A 22052-nucleotide genomic window follows, 5' to 3' on the forward strand; every position below is an offset into this window, starting at 1 on the left:
TTTTCACATATCTTCAAGGAACTTCCATATCAATAAAGGAAGTTTATTTGTCATGCCTTAATTTCAGTATAACATGCTTAAATTATAAGATTGAGTGAAATGTTTGACAAACTATTAGCTGGTTTAGCTGCATAAGAAAAGGCCGTTAATTTAACAGCGGCAATCTTCTGTGCTATTGCTCCGTTAGTGGAATAGTAAAACTCAATCTTACTAATGCTCTTAAAGTACGGTTAACGGATGGTCAGGTGGGACTGGTAGGAGATATTTTTGAATAATGAATAAAATATAGAATTATTGATATTTTAAATAAGGTAGGCAAGACTCTGATATAAGAAAAAGGGAGGCTTTAATAGCCTCCCGCTAAGCTTATTCGCCTAGTCTACCTTTAAGTAATTTCTTTACGTATTCACAAAGAAAAGTATAGAAGTATACTTTTTAAAAGAGAAATTTCTTCGGCTTTATATCTAGCAAAAAAGACCGACTGGAATTGTTTAATCCTTGAGGTCAGTAATATGCAAAAGGATGACATCTAAAAAGATATGATATCCGCTTTCATTCAACCAGCAGTTAGCAAAAATGAAATGCTATAATAGGATTTGAAAGCAAGATACACAACTGAATATCAATAGTAATAAGCTATCTAATAGTAATCTTACTATTCTTCAATTTCAACTAGACTTAAATTTGTAATAGTAGCTGTGCCCCAATAATTAGCGTTAGGAGCATCATCCCTAGATTTAACTACCAATCTTATAAAACTACGTTCAGCAACAAAGGTCTGATCAAGAGTACCAGAATAGTTCCCACCTTTAAACCCAAAACTTTTACCATCATTTATATATATGTAAGGTGAAACTTCTCGAGAAGAATTATTAGCTGTGATTCGATATTTCTTACCCTTAGTCACCTTAAAAGCTGTGGTAAATGACCACTGGTTACCAGAAGGTCCTGATACAGTTATTGCGTCATAGTCATCCACTCTATAACTTGAATTATTGGTTTCAAATTCCGCTTTATTCAAATTAATTAAGTTTATACCAATAGATCCATTTTCATCAGTCCCCTCAAAGATTGAATCATCAAGTATCTCGGAACCTTCAGTGATAATACTATGTATATTTTGTTTGTGTGTGTGAGCGCTGTTATTAGCATTTGTCAATTCATTTTTAAGATGATTTATTTCATTAGTTGAATTTCCTGATTCAACTGTAAGGCGTTCATTTTCTTCTTTCAATCTTCCTATTTCAATATTGGCATCTTCTAATGAATTTGTTGTTTCATCAAGGTTGCTTTGTAGTTCATCAATTCTAGCTTCTAGGGTAATAATATCTTGTTCTAATTTTTCAACAGCAGCCTGCAAAGTTTCATTATTGCTATTTTTCTCTTCTAATTGTTGCTCCAAATCTGCTTTTGTTTCTTTTAGTGTTTCAACTTGAGATTTTAGAGAATTAATGGCTTTTTCTGTCTTGGTTATGTAATCATTTACTCCAGAAACATATTCACTCACTTCTGTTTCTGCATTAGATAATTGATTATCACCAGTCCAAGTTAAAAAAACCTCACTTGCTAGAACTCCCATACTAAATATTAAGATCCCGGCAAATGTTAATACCGCTATTCTTTTAATTTTCTTCATAATTTTCCCCCCTATATATATTCATAAAATATTATATCAATATACTTTAGGGTAGGTAGATTTATTTTTAATAAATCTTGATTATTTTCATATAAGTGACACTACCTGCAACTTACTCTAACTTCAACCCATAATTATAAAGCTCATAAACGCATAGGATACAAAACACATAAGAATTAATAATCAATCAACATAAGTTTGTTATTAGAATGTGAACAATAACAATTCCTTCCTTAATGTATCCTTGTTCCGCTAACCTGCCCCTTTAACGGAATAACAAAAAAGAGCTGATCACAGCCCTTCAGAGTAATGCCCTGGTACTTTAAGAAAACTGATACAAGGCATACATAAGTAAGAACCTATTAAAAGGAAATCATAGCTCCACGTTCATCGAATACTGAATCTGGATTCCAAGCAATCTCCCAAAGGTTGTTTTCAGGGTCCGAAAAATAAGCTGTTCTTCCTCCCCAGAAGGCATCGCTTGGTTCTCTTAAAATATTCCCACCTGCTTTTTTAATAGCATCAATTGTTGTATCAACTTCTTCGGGTTTATCTACGTTGATTGAAAAAGATACTCCACGAAAGGTATCTACACTTTGAGTAATTTCAACTGCTGCATCCTTAGCCAATTCCTCAATAGGAAATATTGAAAGATTAACACCTGCCGTTTTAAAGACAGCGTAATTATCAGAACTTATCTCTGTTTCTTCCCATCCTAAATTTTTATAGAACGAACGTAAAATAGGCAAATTGAATGCACCGATAGTAATTAGGCTAATTCTTTGCAAAACCATTTATATTCCCCCCTCATATATTTTTATAAAGTAATGATTTCAACAAAACGTTTTAATTCTCCTTCTTCAACTAAACTGCCCCGTTTCTACAATGATCAATGCCCCCGTTAGTTGAATAAGAAATTTCAAATTTTAAATTTTCAGCTTTAAACCTTCGTGCGTTGCTTTAAAACCTAATCGTTCATAAAATCTTAACGCATCTGGTCTTTTTTTATCCGTTGTCAGTTGTACCAAATGACAACCACGTTCTTCTGCACGCATAATTGCCCATTTTATAAGTTCAGTACCTACGCCCATTCCTCTTACAGAAACAGCTGTTCTCACTCCTTCGATAGTAGCTCTCAATCCACCTTGATGTGTTATATAAGGTGTGAAAGTAATTTGCTGTACTCCAACAATCACTTCATTTCCGTCACAAGCCACTACTAACTCGTTATTAGGGTCAGACGTTATAGCTTTAAATGCTTTTATGTAACTATTAGGAAGTGGATGCTCATAACGCTCACGTTTACTTCCCATAACATCATCTGCAAGCATTGCAACAATGCAATCTAAATCTTTTTCAGTAGCCATTCTGAACCTTATTTTTTTATTCAATCAAATCCTCCTCTTATTAGTAAACCTTTTTAATAGAGCACCAGTTAATCGAATAAGAATTAAAGAATTGGTTCTATAAAAACCTACAATCTTTCAATAGTAAGCAACGCTTAATTTAGTTATATTCTACATACTTATTGAACTAACCTGCCCCTTTAGTAGCATAAGAAAAAAGAGCTGATCACAGCCCTTGATATGGAGTAATTCCCCCGTTAGTTCAATAAACAGGTTACTTTTTCTTCAGTCTTTCTAGAGAAATTATATAAATCCCCGTCATCAAATCCTGTTGCAAATACGATTTCTTTAGGAAATTTTGAAGGGTTATCGACCAAATATGTATTTGCAAAAGTAATAGTTGAAGAAATCGTTAGAAATAAACCTAAATAAAACTTATCATCCCAAAAATCATATAGGTCATTATACAGCATTATACTAGGGTATCTATCTTCAGGAAAATAATCATTATTACTTGTCCAATCATCATCATCAAATTCCCATTCTGTTGAACCTGTAATATAGAGTTGAATACCGTTCTCATTTTCAAAAAGACCAAAATTAAAGGCTTGAATACTCTCTTGTGCTTTCTCTTGCTCAAATAATTTGTTAAGCCAATTCTCAAATTGTTTATAGCCAGTAGATAGTTGATTTTTAAAGTTACTTAAATCTACTGTATTATCTATATTTCTTGCATACTTTTCGAGTATGTCATACCCGTTTTTTAAAGTTGGGATTTCTTTTATTAAAGATTGTAACAATTCATCCACTTTTTCAATATCAGACATATCGCACCTTCTTGACCTTATAATGTTATATCTATTCCTTCGATTCTACAAAATATATCGTTTATCCCTTCCTGGATTAACGCCCGAATTGTTCCATATGTACTGAAGAAATATTTTGTAATTCACTTGCTTTTAATATTCCAAGATTATGCCATTTCTAAAGAACTCCACAAAAGAGTCAGCTACTTTTGCTTTACCGTGCTTAAGAATTTCATCTGGATTGTTTCCTACATCGTGATATATTTGAAATACAGGTGGGTTTTCAGAATCAAAATTAATAAAATAGGGGTCTCCAGAACCCGTTGGATCTCCGCCTATGCAGACATAACCTCTTTCTAAAATTTGTATACCTTGATATGCTTCAAAAGAGTTATCTATCATATGAATCGGCTGATATATTTCTACATATTCTATCCCATCATAATCTTCTTCAGGTTCATATGCTTGCCAACCAATTTCCATATGAATTAATGGAAGTTCGGAAATTAATTTACAATACCAACTTGGAATCTTATCCCCAAATTTGTCATTCAAAAGTTGGATTTCTTCTCTTGTAGCTGTTCTTCCTAAATATTTTTCACCTAATTTTTTAGCTTTTTCAATGAAGTTTTCGGCTTCTTGAAAAATAATTTCCGACATATAATCACCTCAAAATTTTATACAGCAAAAGTTGCTGTTCTTAACGACTTGTTTGTTTCTACTGTTGGAAATAAACAGGATCATATGTTTTAAATTCTTCACAGAACCCGGTTTAGCTCGTGACTAGTAAATGTTTATCTCTAAAAATATGATTTATAGGTAAATTATAACACCAGCTTACTTTAAGGGTAAATTGTTATTCAACTAACCTGCCCCGTTAGTAGCATAAGAGATAGCTGGAACTACGGCTGTTCTGTTCTTCTGCTATTCCATTCGTTACTTAAAAAAATTTGAAGCAACTATAACTACAATTATGACAAAAAGAATAAGTATCGCCGTACCTTTGTTATCTTGCATTTAGATACCTCCTGTAAGATAAACAATAAACCATTAACGTTCTTGCGAGTAACCTGTGCATTAGGTCAAAAAGACGAAATTCTCATTATCTACTCGGTTGTCGTAAGTCGATAAATCTTTCTATATTTCATCCCGCCTATATTATTAGATTCAATCTATCTTGTTAATATTCCTTCCTCCGCTAACCTGCCCCGTTTCTAAAATAAGAAGTTCAACACAAAAAGGCATTAATCCTTCTTTTTGGATCAATGCCCAGTTTGTTTAAGTACAACCTTTCACTTGCTATTTCCACATTTCATCTAATTTATCAGTATAGAAATTAATTGCATTTTTATAACTCAGTATTTCAGAGTCTGTTGTGGTATCTATCAAGCATTTTAGTAAAAACTCCATAGCTTTTTTATGCTCGCTTAAATTATATAAGGTCATTGAATAAAACACTTGTATTGCTCTATTAGTCGGGAATAATTCTATTCCTTCTAAAAAGACCTTTTCTGATTTTTCATATTCCCCTAAAGTTCTATATGTACTTCCAAGTCCCAATATTGCTCCTTCTAAATCTTTACCTGATAACCCTTGCTTAATAGCCTTTTCATAGAAAGGAACTGCTTTTGACTCTTCTCCTAAAACATCAAAGCTCCAAGCACATTGGTAGTTAATAAACGCATTATCAGGATGTTCCTCTACCATTTTTAGTAGTATGTGATTTGATTCTTTCTTCTTATCCTCTTTTCGTAATTCAAGTGCTTTTACCAATTGTTCTTCATTCAATATTAATAAACTCCTTTTCAAAATGTATTTGATAACAAGTTCATCACATCACTTTGAAAATCCTTCTTCAACTAACCTGCCCCATTTCTACAATAAGGAATTCAACGAAAAAGAGCATTAATCCTCCTTGGATCAATGCCCGCGTTTGTTTAAAATGAACTTTTTTATAATTAGGCTTTTGAATCATTCGACGTATAGGATTGAACAAAGCAAAAAATATAAGGACTATAAAATTATCAACATTTATAACTCTCTCCCCGAAAAGAATTTACTTAGACTCTAACTCAAAGGATTCTTGTTTTTCATTATCCCATTTAATTGTAACTTTAATTGGAAGGTCTTCCTGCATTACAGCACCACCCGAACTGGATAAAAAAAATCGAACCGTGGATCCTCTAGTACCATATTCTATATATTTTGTTTCACCGTTATTAATTACTACCTCTATGTTCCTAAAAAAGGTCTTGCTCGATCCGTTTTTATAGCTAAATACAAAATCTCCATCTTCTCTTGTTCCATTTTCAGAGATGATTACAGAGTATTCCCCTTTCCAGTTGTCACTTTCTCCTGAGAAAGAAAGAGGTTTACCATTTCCATTAGAAAGAAATGTTTCATTACATCCAATAATCAATAAAATAAAAGGAATCAAAGACAGTAAGCGTTTCATCATATCGCCCCTAATTAGCCTATTACCTATATTTATTCCTCTTTAAAAGAATTTATTCTTCTTCCACTAACCTGCCCCGTTTCTACAATAAGGAATTCAACAAAAAAGAGCATTAATCCTCCTTGGATCAACGCCCCCATTAGCTTAATAAGGATTGGTGTTCCTTTATAAATAAATTATATTCTTCAATAAATTGTTGAGCTTCTTCTAAGAAAGGGTAATGATTACTTTTTTCAATAATCACTAATTTTGAATTCGGTATTCCTTCCTCCATTTCAATAGAGTATAACACTGGACACTGTACATCATTTCTACCGCAAATTATTAAAGTTGGGGTTGATATAAACTCCAGCTTTTTCGTTACATCATAGACTTGTAATTCTCGGCTGAAAAAATCCATACGAATCGCAGACATTCCTTTACTAATGTTTAGACAAAAAAGCTCGTCATATTTTTCAGGGTCGAATAAAGATAGTTTCGTTCTTTCAATTTTTAGTTCTTTTCTTTTTTCTGATGATATACCTGAACGTTTCAATGTTTCATTAAGTTCTTGCATTCTGGTGAATTGGGAGTGTTTCGGATTATAAATACAATCTTTTGAGAATGTCATATATTCTCTTGCTGCAGCTCCGACAATCACATTAAATGTAAGAGATTTTGAAAAGTATATTCCGTAGATAATGCCTAACATACCCCCCAGTTGAGTGCCCAGAAAATCCCCATTTATTAAAACCCAATTCTTCTCGAATAGCTTCTATATCAAATATTGTTTCCAAAAAAATTAGTTGATACGGTTTTTGTGCTTTCTCTGAATTACCTGCTTCTCTTAAATTTATCAAAAATACTTTGTTTGTTTTTGTAAAAGTCTCTGCAAAATAATCACCTGTCTGATTAAATTCTGCATAATGATGGGTAACACAAAGTTGTTCGCCTTCACCCTTTATAAATATTTCGAATACACCACGTGATGTTTTAAGTAAATTCCTTTCCCAATTCCCCAATAATATCTTCCTTTCTTATTAAACTGACCTGGTCTACCATAATAAGTTCAACAAGAAAGGTATTAAACCTTCTTCCGCTAAACTGCCCCGTTTCAACAATAAGGATTTCAACAAAAAAGAGCATTAATCCTTCTTGGATCACCGCCCCTGTTTGTTAAATAAGGATAAAGTCTTTGTTGACCTAAATCCACCCCACATTAACCGTATCATCATGAAAGAATTCAATAACATATTTCTGTGTAAGACAATAAATATATAAATCATTTCCTAACCAAACAATATCCTCAATATTACTTAATATTTCTCCAGTCAATTTAGTTTTTACACATGGATAACTATCGTATCCCCAAAAGATATATATAGGAATTGAAGTATCAAATCTTTAGAAATTAGAAAGGATGGAATGCTCTTAATTTCTTGGTCATTTACTTCAACTCGGTTAACAATAGGATTCTCCCAGTCAATTCTGATCCAAAAAGCAATCAGGGAATTTTCAGAGAAATCTTCTACAATTGAATGACTGTTATTAGAACCTAGAATTTCAAATACTTCCGTATTCACAAACTTGGTTTTTTCATACATGATTTAATATTATTAGTTAACCTTTAATATGTTCCACAATAGCATTAAAATCCTTCTTGTACGCGTTGCCCTTCAAAGGATTTAAACCCTCACCAGTAATCTTTACTATTGTTATGTAAATAAAATAAAAAATGGTTTCCTGGTCTGGAATCCATTTTTGTAGTTGACCATATGGTGTTACCAATTCGTTTCTCTCTTTAACGTAAAGAAGATAAACAATTACTATTCACTGTCTCAGATGATATAAAAAATTCTTAAAGATAGAGGTGAGATTGATTGTTTTTTCTTCTAGAAATAATGACTTAAATAATATATTGTATACCTAAAACAATGAAAGCCCTACCTCTCTTTCATCCTTACGGCTCCTTGTCCGTGCCAGTGTGAATCAGGATTGCAAAAATCAAGTGACTATTTTATCGAGTTATTTGATGAAACTTCAAACGTTCGTAAAATAAATTTAAATAATAAAAATGGATTAGATTGTAGAAATTACAAAAGAGGTTAATGCTCTAAAGGTGAGTTGGAGAAGTTGAATGTCTTTGAAAAGATTTATTTTAATAATAAACATTTTCAAAAAAATCAGGAAATTTTCGGGAAAGTAATCAATTTTCTTAAATTAACCTTAACAGAAACTTTTTATTTGATTTTCAGTAATACCTTTAATTAATCCCAGTTCACTAATCAAAAATTCATGTGCGTTATCTAACATTTTTTTTTCGCTTGTATTAAGTGCTTTTTCTTTCTTCATACGCATTAAATCACGTACAACTTCAGTACATTCTTGTATTTTACCCGTTTTTATTTTGTCCGTGTTCACTTTATACCTTTGTTTCCACGGCAGTAATCTATCTGATTCTCCATGATGAAAGATGTTTATGATGTGTTTTAATGCAATTATGTCAGTAACAGGGCGTATACTTGAACTCTTACCCGTAGGAATCATGACTTGCATATTACCGATTAACATTTTTATGACATAATACTGTTGTTTTTCCTCTGAGATTTCCTTTTCTTCTATGGCTTTAATTAAACCTACTCCATGCATTGGATAAACAATGTTATCGCCAATTTGAAACAAATAATCCACCTCCATATATGGTAACCTTCTTAACCTTAACATATATATCATTTTTTAGCAAATATTTAATAATATCATAATTTATTTTCCGTTGTCAACTACTTTTTCTTAAAGATCAGAAAAAGCACTAACAATAGGAATCGTGTCGGATTACCAATAAAGGGAAGGTTGATTTTCCCACGTATATTCTGAAACCTCTACTAACCTTAATATTATTATTCTTTATAAAACCTTCCTGCGCAAATAACACAAAAAGCGACTGCCTTGTTTTGCAATCGCCCCCGTTAGCTTAATAAAAGGTATCCTAATAAATCTAACTTGCCATTTTCCCATTTTATATTACCTACTTCTTTGATCATAAGCTCATTAATCTTTTCATGTCCTATTCCGTAAGTTGATTGATTTTCATCGTCAATTTTTAACCATTTACATTCATTATTTACAGACTTGAATCCTGCGTTTAAGTACAATTTTTTGTTATCTGCAAACAAGAGTAAAAAATCAACTAACTTCCCTTCACAGAAATCATTTATTTCAGAGAGCAGTAATGAACCTATTCCCTGTGAACGCTTGTTTTTTGATACACATAAATCGATGATACCAAGAACTCTTATTGGTTTCCCGTTTAAATTCATTACTCTATAATCCAAGCCCACATGACCGACAAGTTGATTAGTATCATCAATTACAATGAACCTAAAATGAGGTAACTACTTAAAGTAAATTCTATCTTTTGGATATACATCTGTAAAACATTCTACTAATAACTGCCGTAATTTAGTTTCCAATTGACCATTAATTTCATATTCGTAAATTTTTACAATTTTCAATTCAGTTTATCATTGGGATTAAAACTTATATTATATTTTTTCTTAAATAAACCTTCCCCTTTTACTTCAATAAGAAATTCAACATAAAAAGAGATTAATCCTTCCTGGATCAACGCCCCCTATAGTTTAAGTGTACTTGTTCACAAGCTTTTTATTATTTCTGGAATGCTGCTCCTTTAGCGGTATAATCCTTAATCACAATGAGACATTCGCCAAAACAAACATAATCTTACTTTCTAAATAACTTATTGGTCCCAGATAACAATTACTTAAACAAGAATAGTGTTATTCCTTCTTCAATTAATGCACTCGTTAATTTAATAAGAGATGATTGAAATGTTTAATGATAATAGAGTTATTTAAAAATGAAACTTTCCCGCCTACCATTTATCGTGTACAGTTATAATAAAAAACTACAAGAAATAAGTCGATTGACTACAGTTACAGTTTTAAAATAGAATTATTTACGCTACTGCATTTACCGCGGCAAAATTAAATAAGGATGGTAATGCATATGATTGAAATGAACGATTGGCTTGAGCAATTTAGTCAAAAACTTATTCAACAATTTGGCGAGGAGATTGTCTTTATAGGATTGCAAGGAAGTAGAGCGAGGGAAGAGGCAAAGCTAGACAGTGATATTGATGTAGTGGTCATTTTTAAAGAACTGACGATTGATCGATTATTATCGTATGAAGTCGTTACCCATACGATGCCAAACCGTCATTTACTTTGTGGTTTTATTTCGGGTGTAGACGAACTCCAAGCTTGGGATAAATCGGATTTATTTACCTTTGTCTATGATACAAAAGCAGTTTACGGTAGCTTGGAATTTTTAAAGAAACATATTCAACCGGAAGATATCAAGCGATTTGTTCGAACAGGTGCAGGAAATAGTTATCATATGACTTTGCACAATTATTTGCACACAAAATCAGTAGAGGCAATTAAAGCTATATTTAAAAATGCACGTTTCGTAATACAAGGAAAGCAATTTTTAAAATCAGAAATATTTCAATCAGATATAGGGGAGCTTATTCTAAATGCAGAAAAGCTTGATCGACAAGTATTAAGCCGTTTTTTAGAGATTCAACAAGGTATGCCTGTTCATTTACAACAAGATACAACGTTAATTTTTCATTGGGCAAAGGAAACGTTACAAGCAATGAAATGATAAAGACAAAATTGTGCGTTTTTGAACAAATTTTAAAAGCCTTATTACATTTTATGTGTAGTAAGGCTTTTATTTTTCTGTATTAAAATTAAACGACTTTATTATCTTTGTACATATAGTTGCTTAATTCATAATAAAGTCGTTTGGTAATGGTAACATTCACTAGTGGTTTTCTCTTATTGAGCTAAACTGCCCCGTTAGTTCAATATGAAACTGTCCCAAATAGCTTCCTCCACTACAAAATATTCTTCGTGGGAGCATACAGCTAATATGCATTTATCATTATGGTAAAACATTAAGTCTTCTGGTAGTTCAGGACTAATCCAATCAAAAAGGGAATGACAACGCTCTTTCAAAAAGTCTCTTGTAGCATTATTCATTTTAAAATAAAAAACGTAGGCTGTATCTTCAGAAAGTCTTGTGGTTTCCCATTCTTTTTATATTCGTCTTTCATTTAAATGTTCTTCAATATCGATTATTAAATTATCAATAAAGGCAAAACGCTCCTTTTCAAACTCCAATAAACGTCCATCTTCTACAAAAGCAAAGCGATTACAATTCCTTGAGAGTAAGTCTATTAATTGCTTATAACGTTTGCCCTTTATATTTTTATGTACCCATATCATATTAATCTCACCTGAACGCTACAATTTACCGTTTTTTTGGGTTTCTATATAAATTCATCTTTAATATAATTCAATAAAATATTAATAAATTCCTTCTTTCACTAACCTATCCCATTCATTCAAGAAGGTAATCCCCACCCAATTTTACCGCAAATGGATAGCAGCTCCCTTTTTATTCAAAGCAACAATATTTACGAAAAAGCCTTTTATAGAGATCTCAGCCTATTAACAAAGGATATTTACAATTAATTACATATGAATTATGCTTTATTTACAGAGGAGGTGTTAGAGATTGAGCACAAACACATTTTTCATTCGATTTTCCATCAGCATACTTCTTATTTTCGGAGGAACATTTACAATCCGTTATTTTAGAACAGGTGAGCTTTTAATCGATCAAATAATGGGAATAGCCGCCGGTTTACTTATTTTAATTGCATCCCTCGTATGGAGAAATAAATCCAAGCAATCCACATAATAGACGTTTGACAGATTTACGCATACAATCCATCCTTAAAAAGATTCTCGAATTTGATGATTCTACTTCATTTGTTTACTTCAATTCTCATCTTCAGACCACTCATTTCTTTCGCTTTTTATAAATCAATTCTTAGCATATTAATAAAATTACGTTATTTCTCTGACATGTCATAATAATTTGGAAAAATCCTTGGAGGAAACAATGAAGAAAGTAATAAATAAGATCAATCCCAAGATTGAAGTAGCCGGAGTGTCATTAATTGAATTAAAGAAAACAGAACGAACACTTGGCGCTACCTTTCCAGAAGAATACAAGGAACTCTTTCTAGAAACAAATGGTGCAACATTCGGAGAATGGACTTTGTACTCGATTCAAACTAATGAACAATTAGCCTTTACAATGGATATTGTTAGGCAAAATCAAGAGAACCGGCCTAAAAATATGCCTGATGAATTTATTTGTATTGGTGACCATATCAATGGAAATAATCTCTGCTATCGAATTCGAAAAAGATTTATGCAAGAGCTGATTTTTCTATGGGATGATAAAAAGGGAAAATGCGAATGTAAGGCTTCAACTTTAAGTGAATTTATTGACTGGTATGTACCGAAAAAGACAAATAAGCCTAAAATCTTAGGCACATTTACAATCGAAAGTGGGAAGTTAATTGTTACGGACCCATGTTACGATAAAGATGAAGAAGACCTGCAAGTCTTACTTCTAAATGTGAAAAACGGAAAGTGGACAGCATATGTTACACACACTGATGAGGAAGCAGTACAAAATTTGTTCGTATATTATGGCGAAAAGAAACCAAGCGGGAGATGGCATGATTGCGCTCAAGCAATAGCGGTTGATTCAGCACAAGCAGGAATCTTTGATTTTGACGTTTTTCAAAAAGATGAAACAATCCCATATGAACTGATAAATACCCATGATATAGAGATAGATGAGGCTGGCTCTAAATACTATGTAGCATGCTGTGATATGACTGATACAGATGAGCAAGCCGGAGTGGTTCCTGGAGGTGCGGTTTCTATGTCTGGCTATGGTGATGGAATGTATGAAGTCAAAGTGAAATATAATATTTTCAAACAGGTTGTTGGCGTAATGATTACTTTTGAGGATGAGGAATAATACAAAGGTCGGACCATCTTATACAAGTATAGGGAGATAAAGTGATTACTGATCAAAAAAGAGAAGTCACCAGGATATAGTTCGATGAATACTTTACGAAAGGTAATCTTGAACTCTTAGATCAGCTTACAGATTCACATTTTATATTCCACTCAAGAAATACAGATAACCCCAAAAATGATTTGAGAGAATTTATGAAATGGTATAGGAATGTTTTTCAGGATGATGAATGGATAATAGATGATTTAATAGAACAGGGAGAAAAGCTAGTTGTCCGTTATACCGGCTGGATGACCTAAAAGGTGGTTGGTTTAACATTCCTTCGGATAACCAACGAATCAAAGAAACAGGTATCATGATATTTAAATTTAGGGAAGGAAAAAATAGTGATGCTGCCATCCTTTATGAATTAAGGGCTTTACCAAAAAATACTCATCAGAGCTTCTGATATTAGAATATACATATGAAAAGAGCTGCATAACTAATATGCAGCTCTTTTCACATCAATTTTTATATTCGCGCCTGTATGGCATTCCAGGCCGTATCTTTTCCAAGCCCAGTCTCCGAAGAGAACAAAATCACTTCGTCACTTTCGATAATATTCAGTGTGTCTTTCACGACTTTTAGATGCTTTTGCCATTTACCTTTTGGAATTTTATCCGCTTTGGTTGCAATAATGATACAAGGTATCTCATAATGCTTAAGAAAATCATACATCATTACATCGTCCACAGAAGGTTTATGGCGCAAATCAATGATTAAGAGCATAGCACGTAAAGGCTCACGTGTCGTAATGTATGTCTCAATCATCTTACCCCATGCTTCACGTTCGGACTTGGATACTTTCGCATATCCATATCCCGGTACATCGACGAAAAATAATTGCTCATTAAGCTTATAAAAGTTCAATGTTTGTGTTTTACCCGGTTTAGATGAAGTACGGGCCAAACCTTTCCGATTGATCATTTTATTAATAAAAGAAGATTTTCCTACATTTGAACGTCCAGCAAGAGCGAACTCCGGAAAACCATCTGTTGGATATTGTTCCGGTTTAACAGCACTCATCACAATCTCTGCTTGAGTAATTTTCAACTTTCTCCACCTACCAATGCATGTTGCAGCACTTCATCAAGTTGTGATACAAATACGAATTCTAATTCTTCACGAACACTTTCAGGAATATCATCAATATCTCTCTCATTATCAATCGGACATATAACTTTCTTTAGTCCTGCACGATGAGCACTCAATGACTTTTCCTTTAATCCCCCAATCGGCAATACACGACCACGCAAAGTTATTTCACCAGTCATCCCTACTTCCTTACGGATCGCTTTACCCGTAAGCGCTGAAATTAAGGCAGTCGCTATAGTAATACCTGCGGAAGGACCATCTTTTGGAACAGCTCCTTCAGGAACATGAATATGAATATCATATTTCTCATAGAAATCCTTGTCAATCCCAAAATCTTCAACCTTGGAACGAACATAGCTGAAAGCAGCCTGCGCAGATTCTTTCATGACATCTCCAAGCTTACCCGTCAACACAAGTTTGCCCTTACCTGGTGATAAAGAAACTTCAATTTGAAGGGTATCACCGCCAAATGTAGTATAAGCAAGTCCAGTTGCTACTCCAACCTGATCTTCACGCTCTGCTTCGCCATGACGGAAATACGGTTTACCCAAAAATTCAGCCACTACTTTTTCTGTGACAATAACTTTTTTCTTCTCACCTGAAACAATAATCTTGGCTACTTTCCGGCAGATTGCCGCCAATTGCCTTTCCAAAGTACGAACCCCAGCTTCTCTTGTATATTGCCTGATGATTTTGATAATCGCATCATCCTTCATTTGAAGCTGGCTTCTTGTCAATCCGTGAGCTTTGATTTGTTTTAGCATCAGATGATCTTTAGCAATATGGAGCTTTTCAATTTCCGTATATCCGGAGAGATTAATAATTTCCATCCGATCACGTAGAGGTGCCGGAATCGTTGCTAAATCATTGGCTGTAGCAATAAACATTACATTGGAAAGATCGTAGGTTTCCTCAATATAATGATCGCTGAAAGTATTGTTTTGCTCCGGGTCAAGAACTTCAAGCATAGCTGAAGATGGATCCCCCCGAAAATCGTTGGACATTTTATCAATCTCATCCAATAAGAAAACCGGATTAATGGTTCCCGCTTTTTTCATCCCTTGTATAATACGGCCAGGCATAGCCCCCACATACGTACGGCGATGTCCGCGTATTTCTGATTCATCTCTTACTCCACCAAGAGAAACCCGGACGAAATTACGGTTCAAAGACTTGGCTATGGATTTTGCCAAACTAGTCTTACCTACCCCTGGAGGTCCCGCAAGGCAAAGAATTGGTCCTTTTAAGGAATTCGTAAGCTTCTGAACAGCCAAATATTCAAGCACGCGCTCTTTCACCTTTTCAAGACCATAATGGTCTTTGTTTAAGATGTTCTCAGCTTTTCTAATATTCAGATCATCCTTCGTTGCTTTCGACCAAGGAATTGCAATCAGCCACTCAATATAATTACGAATGACCGCACTCTCTGCAGATGTTGCCGGAATCTTTTCATAGCGGTCCAGCTCCTTAAGTGCAGTTTCCATGACATGAGCCGGCATGCCCGCTTCCTTTATCTTCTCAGCAAATTCAGCAATCTCAGCAGCCTTACCTTCTTTGTCACCGAGCTCTTTTTGGATTGCTTTCATTTGTTCGCGTAGATAATATTCCTTTTGTGTTCGCTCCATTGATTTTTTGACACGCAGACCGATTTTCTTTTCGAGATTCAATACTTCTTTCTCGTTATTGATTAAACTGATTACTTTGTTTAATCTTTCCTTGACATCAATGGTCTCAAGTATTTCCTGCTTGTCCTTCAGCTTAAGCGGCAAATGTGATGTAACAATATCAGCCAGTCTGCCGGGTTCTTCTATATCAACAGTTGAATTATATGTTTCTGTTGTGACCTTTTTTGAGATTTTTATGTACTGTTCAAAGTAATTCAATAAAGTTCTCATCAAAGCTTCTGTTTCAGGATCCTTCTCTACTGGATCTTCAATAATTTCGAGCTTCGCTGTAAGAAAATCACTATCATCCTCATAGGAAACCATTTGTGCTCTCGATAAACCTTCTACCAACACTCGAATTGTCCCATTTGGGAGTTTAAGCATCTGTTTTACTTTAGTGAGTGTACCCATTTCATACAAATCATCTTCACTGGGCTCATCTGTAGAAGCTTCCTTCTGAGTAGTTAAAAATATCAAATGGTCATCTACCATCGCTTTCTCTAGCGCCTGAACAGATTTTTCCCTTCCAACATCCAGATGGAGAACCATCGTTGGGAAAACAAGCAATCCGCGAAGCGGCAGGAGGGGAACGTTTTTGTCCATAGTGTTTGCCATTTGTTGCACCTCCAAAACATGCTAATATATGTATTATTCATTGGCCTTTTACCAATTTTATCGTATTTACTGGTTTGTGTCTATTTGGGACGATAAACGAAACCATGTTACTTGTTTTCCCTAAATTTAAGTGGATGTAACACCTTTCATCAATTTTTAGGGTAACAAAATTTCCCACTCTCATTATTAGTAAGACAAAAAAAAGGCTCGCTCTGATGCAAGCCTTTTAATTTTGTTCCCTCAGCCGCTTTCCCGTTCAGAAAGTGGCATATTTTCGATAATAGTATCAATGGCCGCTGTACGATCGAATACTAGTTGAAATACTTCCTTTAAGTTCCTGACAGGTTTAATTTCAATATTTTCGACTTGGTTTAACAGGGCTTGTATATTTTCTTCCGGAATCAGAACTACATCGGCTCCCGCTAACTTAGCTGCTGTCACTTTCGTAAACACACCGCCAACCGGCTTAACCTTCCCGTGAATGCTGATTTCTCCTGTCATTGCAACATTATTTTTTACCGGTATTTGATAGATAGCTGAGTAAATCCCAACGGCCATAGCAATGCCTGCCGAAGGACCATCAATCGGTATACCGCCCGGAAAATTAACATGGATATCAAATTTGTCAGCTGGTACGCCAATCGTTCTCAGGACAGTCACCACATTTTCAATCGATCCCTTAGCCATGCTTTTTCTTCTGATGGATTTTCCAGCACTATTAATACTTTCTTCTTCTACGATTCCAGTTATATTAACTGATCCCTTATCAACCGCATCAATAACCGTCACTTCAATCTCAAGTAACGCCCCTGAGCTTGGTCCGGTTACAGCCAGACCATTTACAACACCAACGGCAGATTCTTTCGCAATAAAGCTTTGATATCTAGGAGACATTTGGCTGGATTGAACAATCCATTCAATATCTTCATCTTTAATATAATCTCTATTTTCTGTAATGGCTAAACCTGCGGCACTCTGAACCATATTTACAGCTTCCCGTCCATTGCTGGCAAAATTACCAATGACATTAAGCGCCTCATCACTAATCTCTAAGGACACCCGTTCAACTGCATTTTTGGCCACCTTTTTCAGTTCCTCCTGATTTAATTCACGAAAAAAAATTTCCATGCATCTGGAACGAATCGCAGGCGGAATTTCAGAAGGTGTTCTCGTTGTAGCCCCAACAAGCCTAAAATCAGCAGGCAATCCATTTTGAAAAATTTCATGTATATGTTTTGGTATATTCGGATTCTCTTCATTATAGTATGCACTTTCAAAATGTACTTTCCGATCTTCCAATACCTTCAATAATTTGTTCATTTGTATATTATGCAATTCTCCAATTTCATCAATAAATAAGACACCGCCATGAGCATTTGAAACTGCCCCCTGTTTTGGCTGTGGAATACCTGCCTGGCCCATTGCTCCGGCGCCCTGATAGATTGGGTCATGAACAGAGCCTATAAGTGGGTCAGCAATTCCTCTCTCATCAAATCTGGCTGTTGTGGCATCCAATTCTACAAATGTTGCGGTTTGCCTGAATGGAGATTTCATATTTGCTTTAGCCTCTTCCAGCACCAGTCGCGCAGCGGCCGTTTTCCCAATTCCAGGCGGACCATAAATTAGTACATGCTGTGGATTTGGCCCACAAAGTGCTGCCTTTAGTGCCTTGATTCCATCCTTCTGACCAATAATATCATCAAACCGTGCTGGTCTTACCTTTTCGGAAAGCGGCTCAGTTAATGAGATAGACTTCATTCGATGAAGCTGATCCATCTCCTTCTTAGCCTCTCGATCAATCGAAACCTTTTGTACCCTTTGACCCTTTAACAAATTTAAAAAATACATGCCAATCACTATTCCAAAGAACAGCTGGATAACAATAACCACACCAGTCCAACTCATATAAGCACCCTCCTGAAATCACATCGTTGAGATACAAGCTAGTATCTCCCTAGAAAGGATGGAATAAACATCAAAAAGCTGAGCCGACTGATCAGGCTTCGACAAGCATAAGAGGAGGCGCACAGATGTGTTCTTTCCTCCCGCAGTGGGTGGCTATCCTTATGACTCAAGCTCTATATATCTACACCAAAACCTGCCATCTACTTTAGCGTTTGGCTGGAATTTGAGCTGAATTGGCTGGATTAGTGCTGAATTTGGCTGGATAAAATCTAAAATTGGCTGGATTAATGAAGGAATCAGCTGGATTCCTACTCCAATCGGGTCAATCTCTTATTATTCTTCCTATAAAAGCAATTGTTTTCTTCTAACTCTCCAAACATGTATCCATTTAAGAATAGATAACCTGTAAATTACGTCATTTGCAATACAAAAAAGGCCAATCAAGATTTTGATTGGCCTCTTCTACAACTTATATCTTTATCAAGCAGATGTTTTCTTTTCAACTGTTTCAGTTGTTCCATCAACAAGAATTATTTTTGGAGATTCGCCTTTAGAGATCACTTCAGCTGTAATGATACATTTTTTAATATCATTACGGGAAGGAAGTTCAAACATGACATCCAGCATAATTCCCTCAATAATGGAACGAAGTCCACGTGCACCTGTTTTACGCTCAATTGCTTTTTTCGCAATTTCTAACAACGCTCCGTCCTCAAATTCGAGTTCTACGTCATCAAGTTGAAGCATTTTTTGGAATTGCTTAACAAGCGCATTTTTTGGCTTAGTAAGGATTTGGATTAATGTATCCTCATCTAATTGCTCAAGTGTAGCAATTACCGGCAAACGTCCGATAAATTCTGGAATTAATCCAAAACGAAGCATGTCTTCAGGAAGAACTTTAGTTAACAAGTTTTTATCTTCAACTTCTTCTTTAACTGATCCAAAACCGATAACTTTTTGGCCAAGACGGCGTTTAATAATCGGTTCGATTCCATCAAATGCACCACCGCAAATGAATAGAATATTCGTTGTATCAATTTGGATGAATTCTTGATGAGGATGCTTTCTTCCTCCTTGTGGCGGAACGCTTGCCACTGTGCCTTCAAGAATTTTCAGCAACGCCTGCTGTACACCTTCACCTGAAACATCTCGTGTAATGGATGGGTTTTCAGATTTACGTGCAATTTTATCGATTTCATCAATGTATATAATGCCTTTTTCAGCTTTCTCTACATCGTAATCAGCAGCCTGAATTAGCTTAAGTAAGATATTTTCAACATCTTCACCCACGTAACCAGCTTCAGTTAATGACGTAGCATCTGCAATGGCAAATGGTACATTTAATAATCTGGCTAAAGTTTGAGCAAGAAGTGTTTTCCCGCTTCCAGTAGGCCCGATTAAGCAAATATTGGATTTAGATAATTCTACATCTTCAATTTTGCTATTAGAATTTACACGTTTATAGTGATTATAAACGGCTACTGCCAAGGATTTTTTAGCACCTTTTTGACCAATAACATATTCATCAAGGATTTCTAAGATCTCCATTGGTTTTGGTATATCTTTTAACTCAACTTCTTCTTCAGTACCCAGTTCTTCTTCTACAATTTCAGTGCATAACTCTATGCACTCATCACATATATAAACACCTGGACCCGCTACGAGTTTTCGGACTTGTTCTTGAGTTTTCCCACAGAAAGAACACTTCAATTGCCCTTTCTCATCATTAAATTTAAACATAGTTTCACCCCTTGGTATTATGAACTCTATCATGAAATCTGCAATTCTTTACGATCCAGATTAACTAATGAAGGGTATGTAAGGATTGTAACATACATTGCCCCATATAAGGTAAGAAAAAGGCCGTACTCATTTGCCAAACTAATTGTTCCTTATGTATATGTACATAATATCCATTCTTGACTCCTTTCAATCCTGGAAATCAAAAATGGAAGAGTTTTAAATCCTATTTATTTAGAATTAATCTACACTTAATTCATGAAAAAAGCAATTATGTATGTGTTAAAATATTTCGATTCTAAAAGTCGAATCTTCTCGAAACTTTGGCCCTGCAATTAGTATGTATAGTATGTATAAAACAAGGTACGATAAAATCGCACCTTGTTTTGTTATTTAATATGTGTATTAAGCTTCTACTGTTTTGCTGTTATCAACTAATACGTCGATTGCTTTTCTTACTAATAAGTCACCTTTAACACTTTCAGTTCCGCCAAGCGCTTGGATGATTTGTTCAGCAGTCAAGCCATATTGCTCAGACATTGCTTGTACTTCAGTGTTGATTTCTTCTTCAGTAACTTCAAGGTTCTCTGCTTTAGCGATTGCTTCAAGAGTTAAGTTGATGCGTACACGCTTTTCAGCTTCCTCTTTCATTTGACCTTTAAGAGCATCTTTGTCTTGGCCAGAGAATTGGAAGTACATGTCAAGAGTCATACCTTGAGCTTGAAGACGTTGTTCAAATTCTTGAATCATACGATCTGTTTCAGTGTCGATCATTGCTTCTGGAATATCGATTTCTGCAGTTTCTGCCGCTTTTTCGATAACTGTGTCTTTTACATGGTGCTCTGCTTGATGGTTTTTAGACTCAACTAAACGAGTTTTGATTTTTTCTTTAAGTGCTTCCAATGTTTCTACTTCTTCATCAACATCTTTAGCAAATTCATCATCTAACTCAGGTAATTGTTTTGTTTTGATTTCATGAATTTTCACTTTGAATACAGCTGGTTTTCCTGCTAATTCTGCAGCATGATATTCTTCTGGGAAAGTAACTTCAACATCTTTTTCTCCACCAACTTCAAGACCAACCAATTGCTCTTCAAATCCTGGAATGAAAGAGTTAGAACCAAGTTCTAAGGAGTAATTATCTGCTTGTCCGCCTTCGAATGCTTCGCCATCAACGAATCCTTCAAAGTCTAAAACTACAGTATCACCATTCTCAGCTTGTCCTTCTTCTTTGATTACAAGCTCTGCGTTACGCTCTTGTAAAGTTTTGATTTCTTTTTCGATATCTTCATCAGTTACTTCAGTATCAAGTTGTGTAACTTCAATACCTTTGTATTCGCCAAGTTTAACTTCTGGCTTCACAGTAACAGTTGCTTTGAAAATAAGAGCTTCGCCTTTTTCCATTTTTTCAATATCGATTTCTGGACGATCAACTGGCTCGATTTTAGTTTCTTCAATTGCATTAGCGTATGCTTCTGGAAGAATAAAATCTAATGCGTCTTGGTAAAGAGACTCAACGCCAAATTTCTTTTCAAATAATGCACGAGGCATTTTTCCTTTACGGAATCCTGGCACTTGTACTTGTTTAACCACTTTTTTGAATGCTGAATCTAAGCCTTCGTTTACTTTTTCAACCGGTACTTCAACAGTTAATACACCGCTGTTCCCTTCAAGCTTTTCCCATTTTGCAGACATGGTTTTCCCTCCACTATATATATTTCCTAATAATCGTTTTCTCTTAACACGATATTATGTGCAACTAGATTTATTGATCTTAGGCAGTACAGCCTTACTGTACCAATGCATATTGCAACCACTATATTATAACATAGGTTTCCTACG

20 protein-coding genes and 1 pseudogene are annotated in these 22052 nt (G+C 34.8%); 3 read left to right on the forward strand and 18 right to left on the reverse strand.

The window, feature by feature from the left end; genetic code table 11:
• Positions 1-655 precede the first annotated feature (655 nt).
• From FHY47_RS14005 to FHY47_RS14055, 12 genes and pseudogenes are all read right to left on the reverse strand, one after another.
• Complete coding sequence (locus tag FHY47_RS14005) at positions 656-1636, reverse strand: hypothetical protein (RefSeq protein ID WP_148630920.1); 981 nt, start codon at positions 1634-1636, stop codon at positions 656-658.
• A 362-nt stretch (positions 1637-1998) separates the two neighbouring features.
• Positions 1999-2430: a VOC family protein gene (locus FHY47_RS14010; protein WP_148630922.1), complete on the reverse strand. Its 432-nt coding sequence runs from the start codon at positions 2428-2430 to the stop codon at positions 1999-2001.
• Between the two features lie 132 nt (positions 2431-2562).
• On the reverse strand, positions 2563-3003 hold the full coding sequence (locus tag FHY47_RS14015; RefSeq protein ID WP_395940475.1) for a GNAT family N-acetyltransferase: 441 nt from the start codon (positions 3001-3003) through the stop codon (positions 2563-2565).
• A gap of 236 nt (positions 3004-3239) precedes the next feature.
• Positions 3240-3809 carry a hypothetical protein gene (locus tag FHY47_RS14020; protein WP_148630926.1) on the reverse strand — a complete coding sequence of 190 codons (570 nt, stop codon included), beginning with the start codon at positions 3807-3809 and terminating at the stop codon, positions 3240-3242.
• 132 nt (positions 3810-3941) lie between these two features.
• The gene (locus FHY47_RS14025) at positions 3942-4448 is read right to left on the reverse strand and encodes an SMI1/KNR4 family protein (RefSeq protein ID WP_148630928.1); all 507 of its coding nucleotides are present in this window, start codon (positions 4446-4448) and stop codon (positions 3942-3944) included.
• Between the two features lie 639 nt (positions 4449-5087).
• Positions 5088-5576 carry a tetratricopeptide repeat protein gene (locus FHY47_RS14030; protein ID WP_262366023.1) on the reverse strand — a complete coding sequence of 163 codons (489 nt, stop codon included), beginning with the start codon at positions 5574-5576 and terminating at the stop codon, positions 5088-5090.
• Between the two features lie 268 nt (positions 5577-5844).
• Positions 5845-6243: a hypothetical protein gene (locus FHY47_RS14035; protein ID WP_148630932.1), complete on the reverse strand. Its 399-nt coding sequence runs from the start codon at positions 6241-6243 to the stop codon at positions 5845-5847.
• A 139-nt stretch (positions 6244-6382) separates the two neighbouring features.
• Positions 6383-7244 (reverse strand): annotated as a pseudogene (locus FHY47_RS14040) (alpha/beta fold hydrolase).
• Between the two features lie 181 nt (positions 7245-7425).
• On the reverse strand, positions 7426-7557 hold the full coding sequence (locus FHY47_RS19580) for a hypothetical protein (protein WP_483861457.1): 132 nt from the start codon (positions 7555-7557) through the stop codon (positions 7426-7428).
• An 8-nt stretch (positions 7558-7565) separates the two neighbouring features.
• Positions 7566-7826: a hypothetical protein gene (locus tag FHY47_RS14045; RefSeq protein WP_148630934.1), complete on the reverse strand. Its 261-nt coding sequence runs from the start codon at positions 7824-7826 to the stop codon at positions 7566-7568.
• A gap of 622 nt (positions 7827-8448) precedes the next feature.
• Positions 8449-8904: a CarD family transcriptional regulator gene (locus FHY47_RS14050; protein WP_175354316.1), complete on the reverse strand. Its 456-nt coding sequence runs from the start codon at positions 8902-8904 to the stop codon at positions 8449-8451.
• A 284-nt stretch (positions 8905-9188) separates the two neighbouring features.
• Positions 9189-9596 carry a GNAT family N-acetyltransferase gene (locus FHY47_RS14055; protein WP_262366027.1) on the reverse strand — a complete coding sequence of 136 codons (408 nt, stop codon included), beginning with the start codon at positions 9594-9596 and terminating at the stop codon, positions 9189-9191.
• Between the two features lie 652 nt (positions 9597-10248).
• Between FHY47_RS14055 and FHY47_RS14060 the strand changes: the two genes are divergently transcribed.
• Entirely contained in the window at positions 10249-10908 is a 660-nt protein-coding gene (locus FHY47_RS14060; protein ID WP_187393496.1) for a nucleotidyltransferase domain-containing protein, read from the forward strand.
• A 437-nt stretch (positions 10909-11345) separates the two neighbouring features.
• On the opposite strand, the gene FHY47_RS19320 is transcribed toward FHY47_RS14060, so the two are convergent.
• The gene (locus FHY47_RS19320; RefSeq protein ID WP_262366024.1) at positions 11346-11534 is read right to left on the reverse strand and encodes a hypothetical protein; all 189 of its coding nucleotides are present in this window, start codon (positions 11532-11534) and stop codon (positions 11346-11348) included.
• A 292-nt stretch (positions 11535-11826) separates the two neighbouring features.
• Between FHY47_RS19320 and FHY47_RS14070 the strand changes: the two genes are divergently transcribed.
• Both FHY47_RS14070 and FHY47_RS14075 read left to right on the forward strand, forming a co-directional pair.
• The gene (locus FHY47_RS14070) at positions 11827-12012 is read left to right on the forward strand and encodes a hypothetical protein (protein ID WP_139892831.1); all 186 of its coding nucleotides are present in this window, start codon (positions 11827-11829) and stop codon (positions 12010-12012) included.
• A gap of 204 nt (positions 12013-12216) precedes the next feature.
• Positions 12217-13152: an SMI1/KNR4 family protein gene (locus tag FHY47_RS14075; protein ID WP_148630939.1), complete on the forward strand. Its 936-nt coding sequence runs from the start codon at positions 12217-12219 to the stop codon at positions 13150-13152.
• 510 nt (positions 13153-13662) lie between these two features.
• On the opposite strand, the gene yihA is transcribed toward FHY47_RS14075, so the two are convergent.
• The 5 genes from yihA to tig all read right to left on the reverse strand — a co-directional run bounded on the left by yihA (position 13663) and on the right by tig (position 21905).
• The gene (yihA, locus tag FHY47_RS14080; protein ID WP_066108642.1) at positions 13663-14244 is read right to left on the reverse strand and encodes a ribosome biogenesis GTP-binding protein YihA/YsxC; all 582 of its coding nucleotides are present in this window, start codon (positions 14242-14244) and stop codon (positions 13663-13665) included.
• The gene (lon, locus tag FHY47_RS14085; RefSeq protein ID WP_139892829.1) at positions 14241-16565 is read right to left on the reverse strand and encodes an endopeptidase La; all 2325 of its coding nucleotides are present in this window, start codon (positions 16563-16565) and stop codon (positions 14241-14243) included. The genes yihA and lon overlap by 4 nt, the downstream gene beginning before the upstream one ends.
• 240 nt (positions 16566-16805) lie before the next feature.
• Entirely contained in the window at positions 16806-18470 is a 1665-nt protein-coding gene (lonB, locus tag FHY47_RS14090; RefSeq protein ID WP_066108648.1) for an ATP-dependent protease LonB, read from the reverse strand.
• A gap of 480 nt (positions 18471-18950) precedes the next feature.
• A complete protein-coding gene (gene clpX / locus FHY47_RS14095; protein ID WP_066108651.1) occupies positions 18951-20210 on the reverse strand; it encodes an ATP-dependent protease ATP-binding subunit ClpX in 1260 nt (419 codons plus the stop codon).
• Positions 20211-20615: 405 nt separating this feature from the next.
• Positions 20616-21905 carry a trigger factor gene (gene tig / locus FHY47_RS14100; RefSeq protein WP_066108652.1) on the reverse strand — a complete coding sequence of 430 codons (1290 nt, stop codon included), beginning with the start codon at positions 21903-21905 and terminating at the stop codon, positions 20616-20618.
• Positions 21906-22052: the final 147 nt, after the last annotated feature.

The sequence above is a fragment of the Bacillus sp. E214 genome (genome assembly GCF_008087365.1).
Lineage (GTDB): Bacteria > Bacillota > Bacilli > Bacillales > Pradoshiaceae > Pradoshia.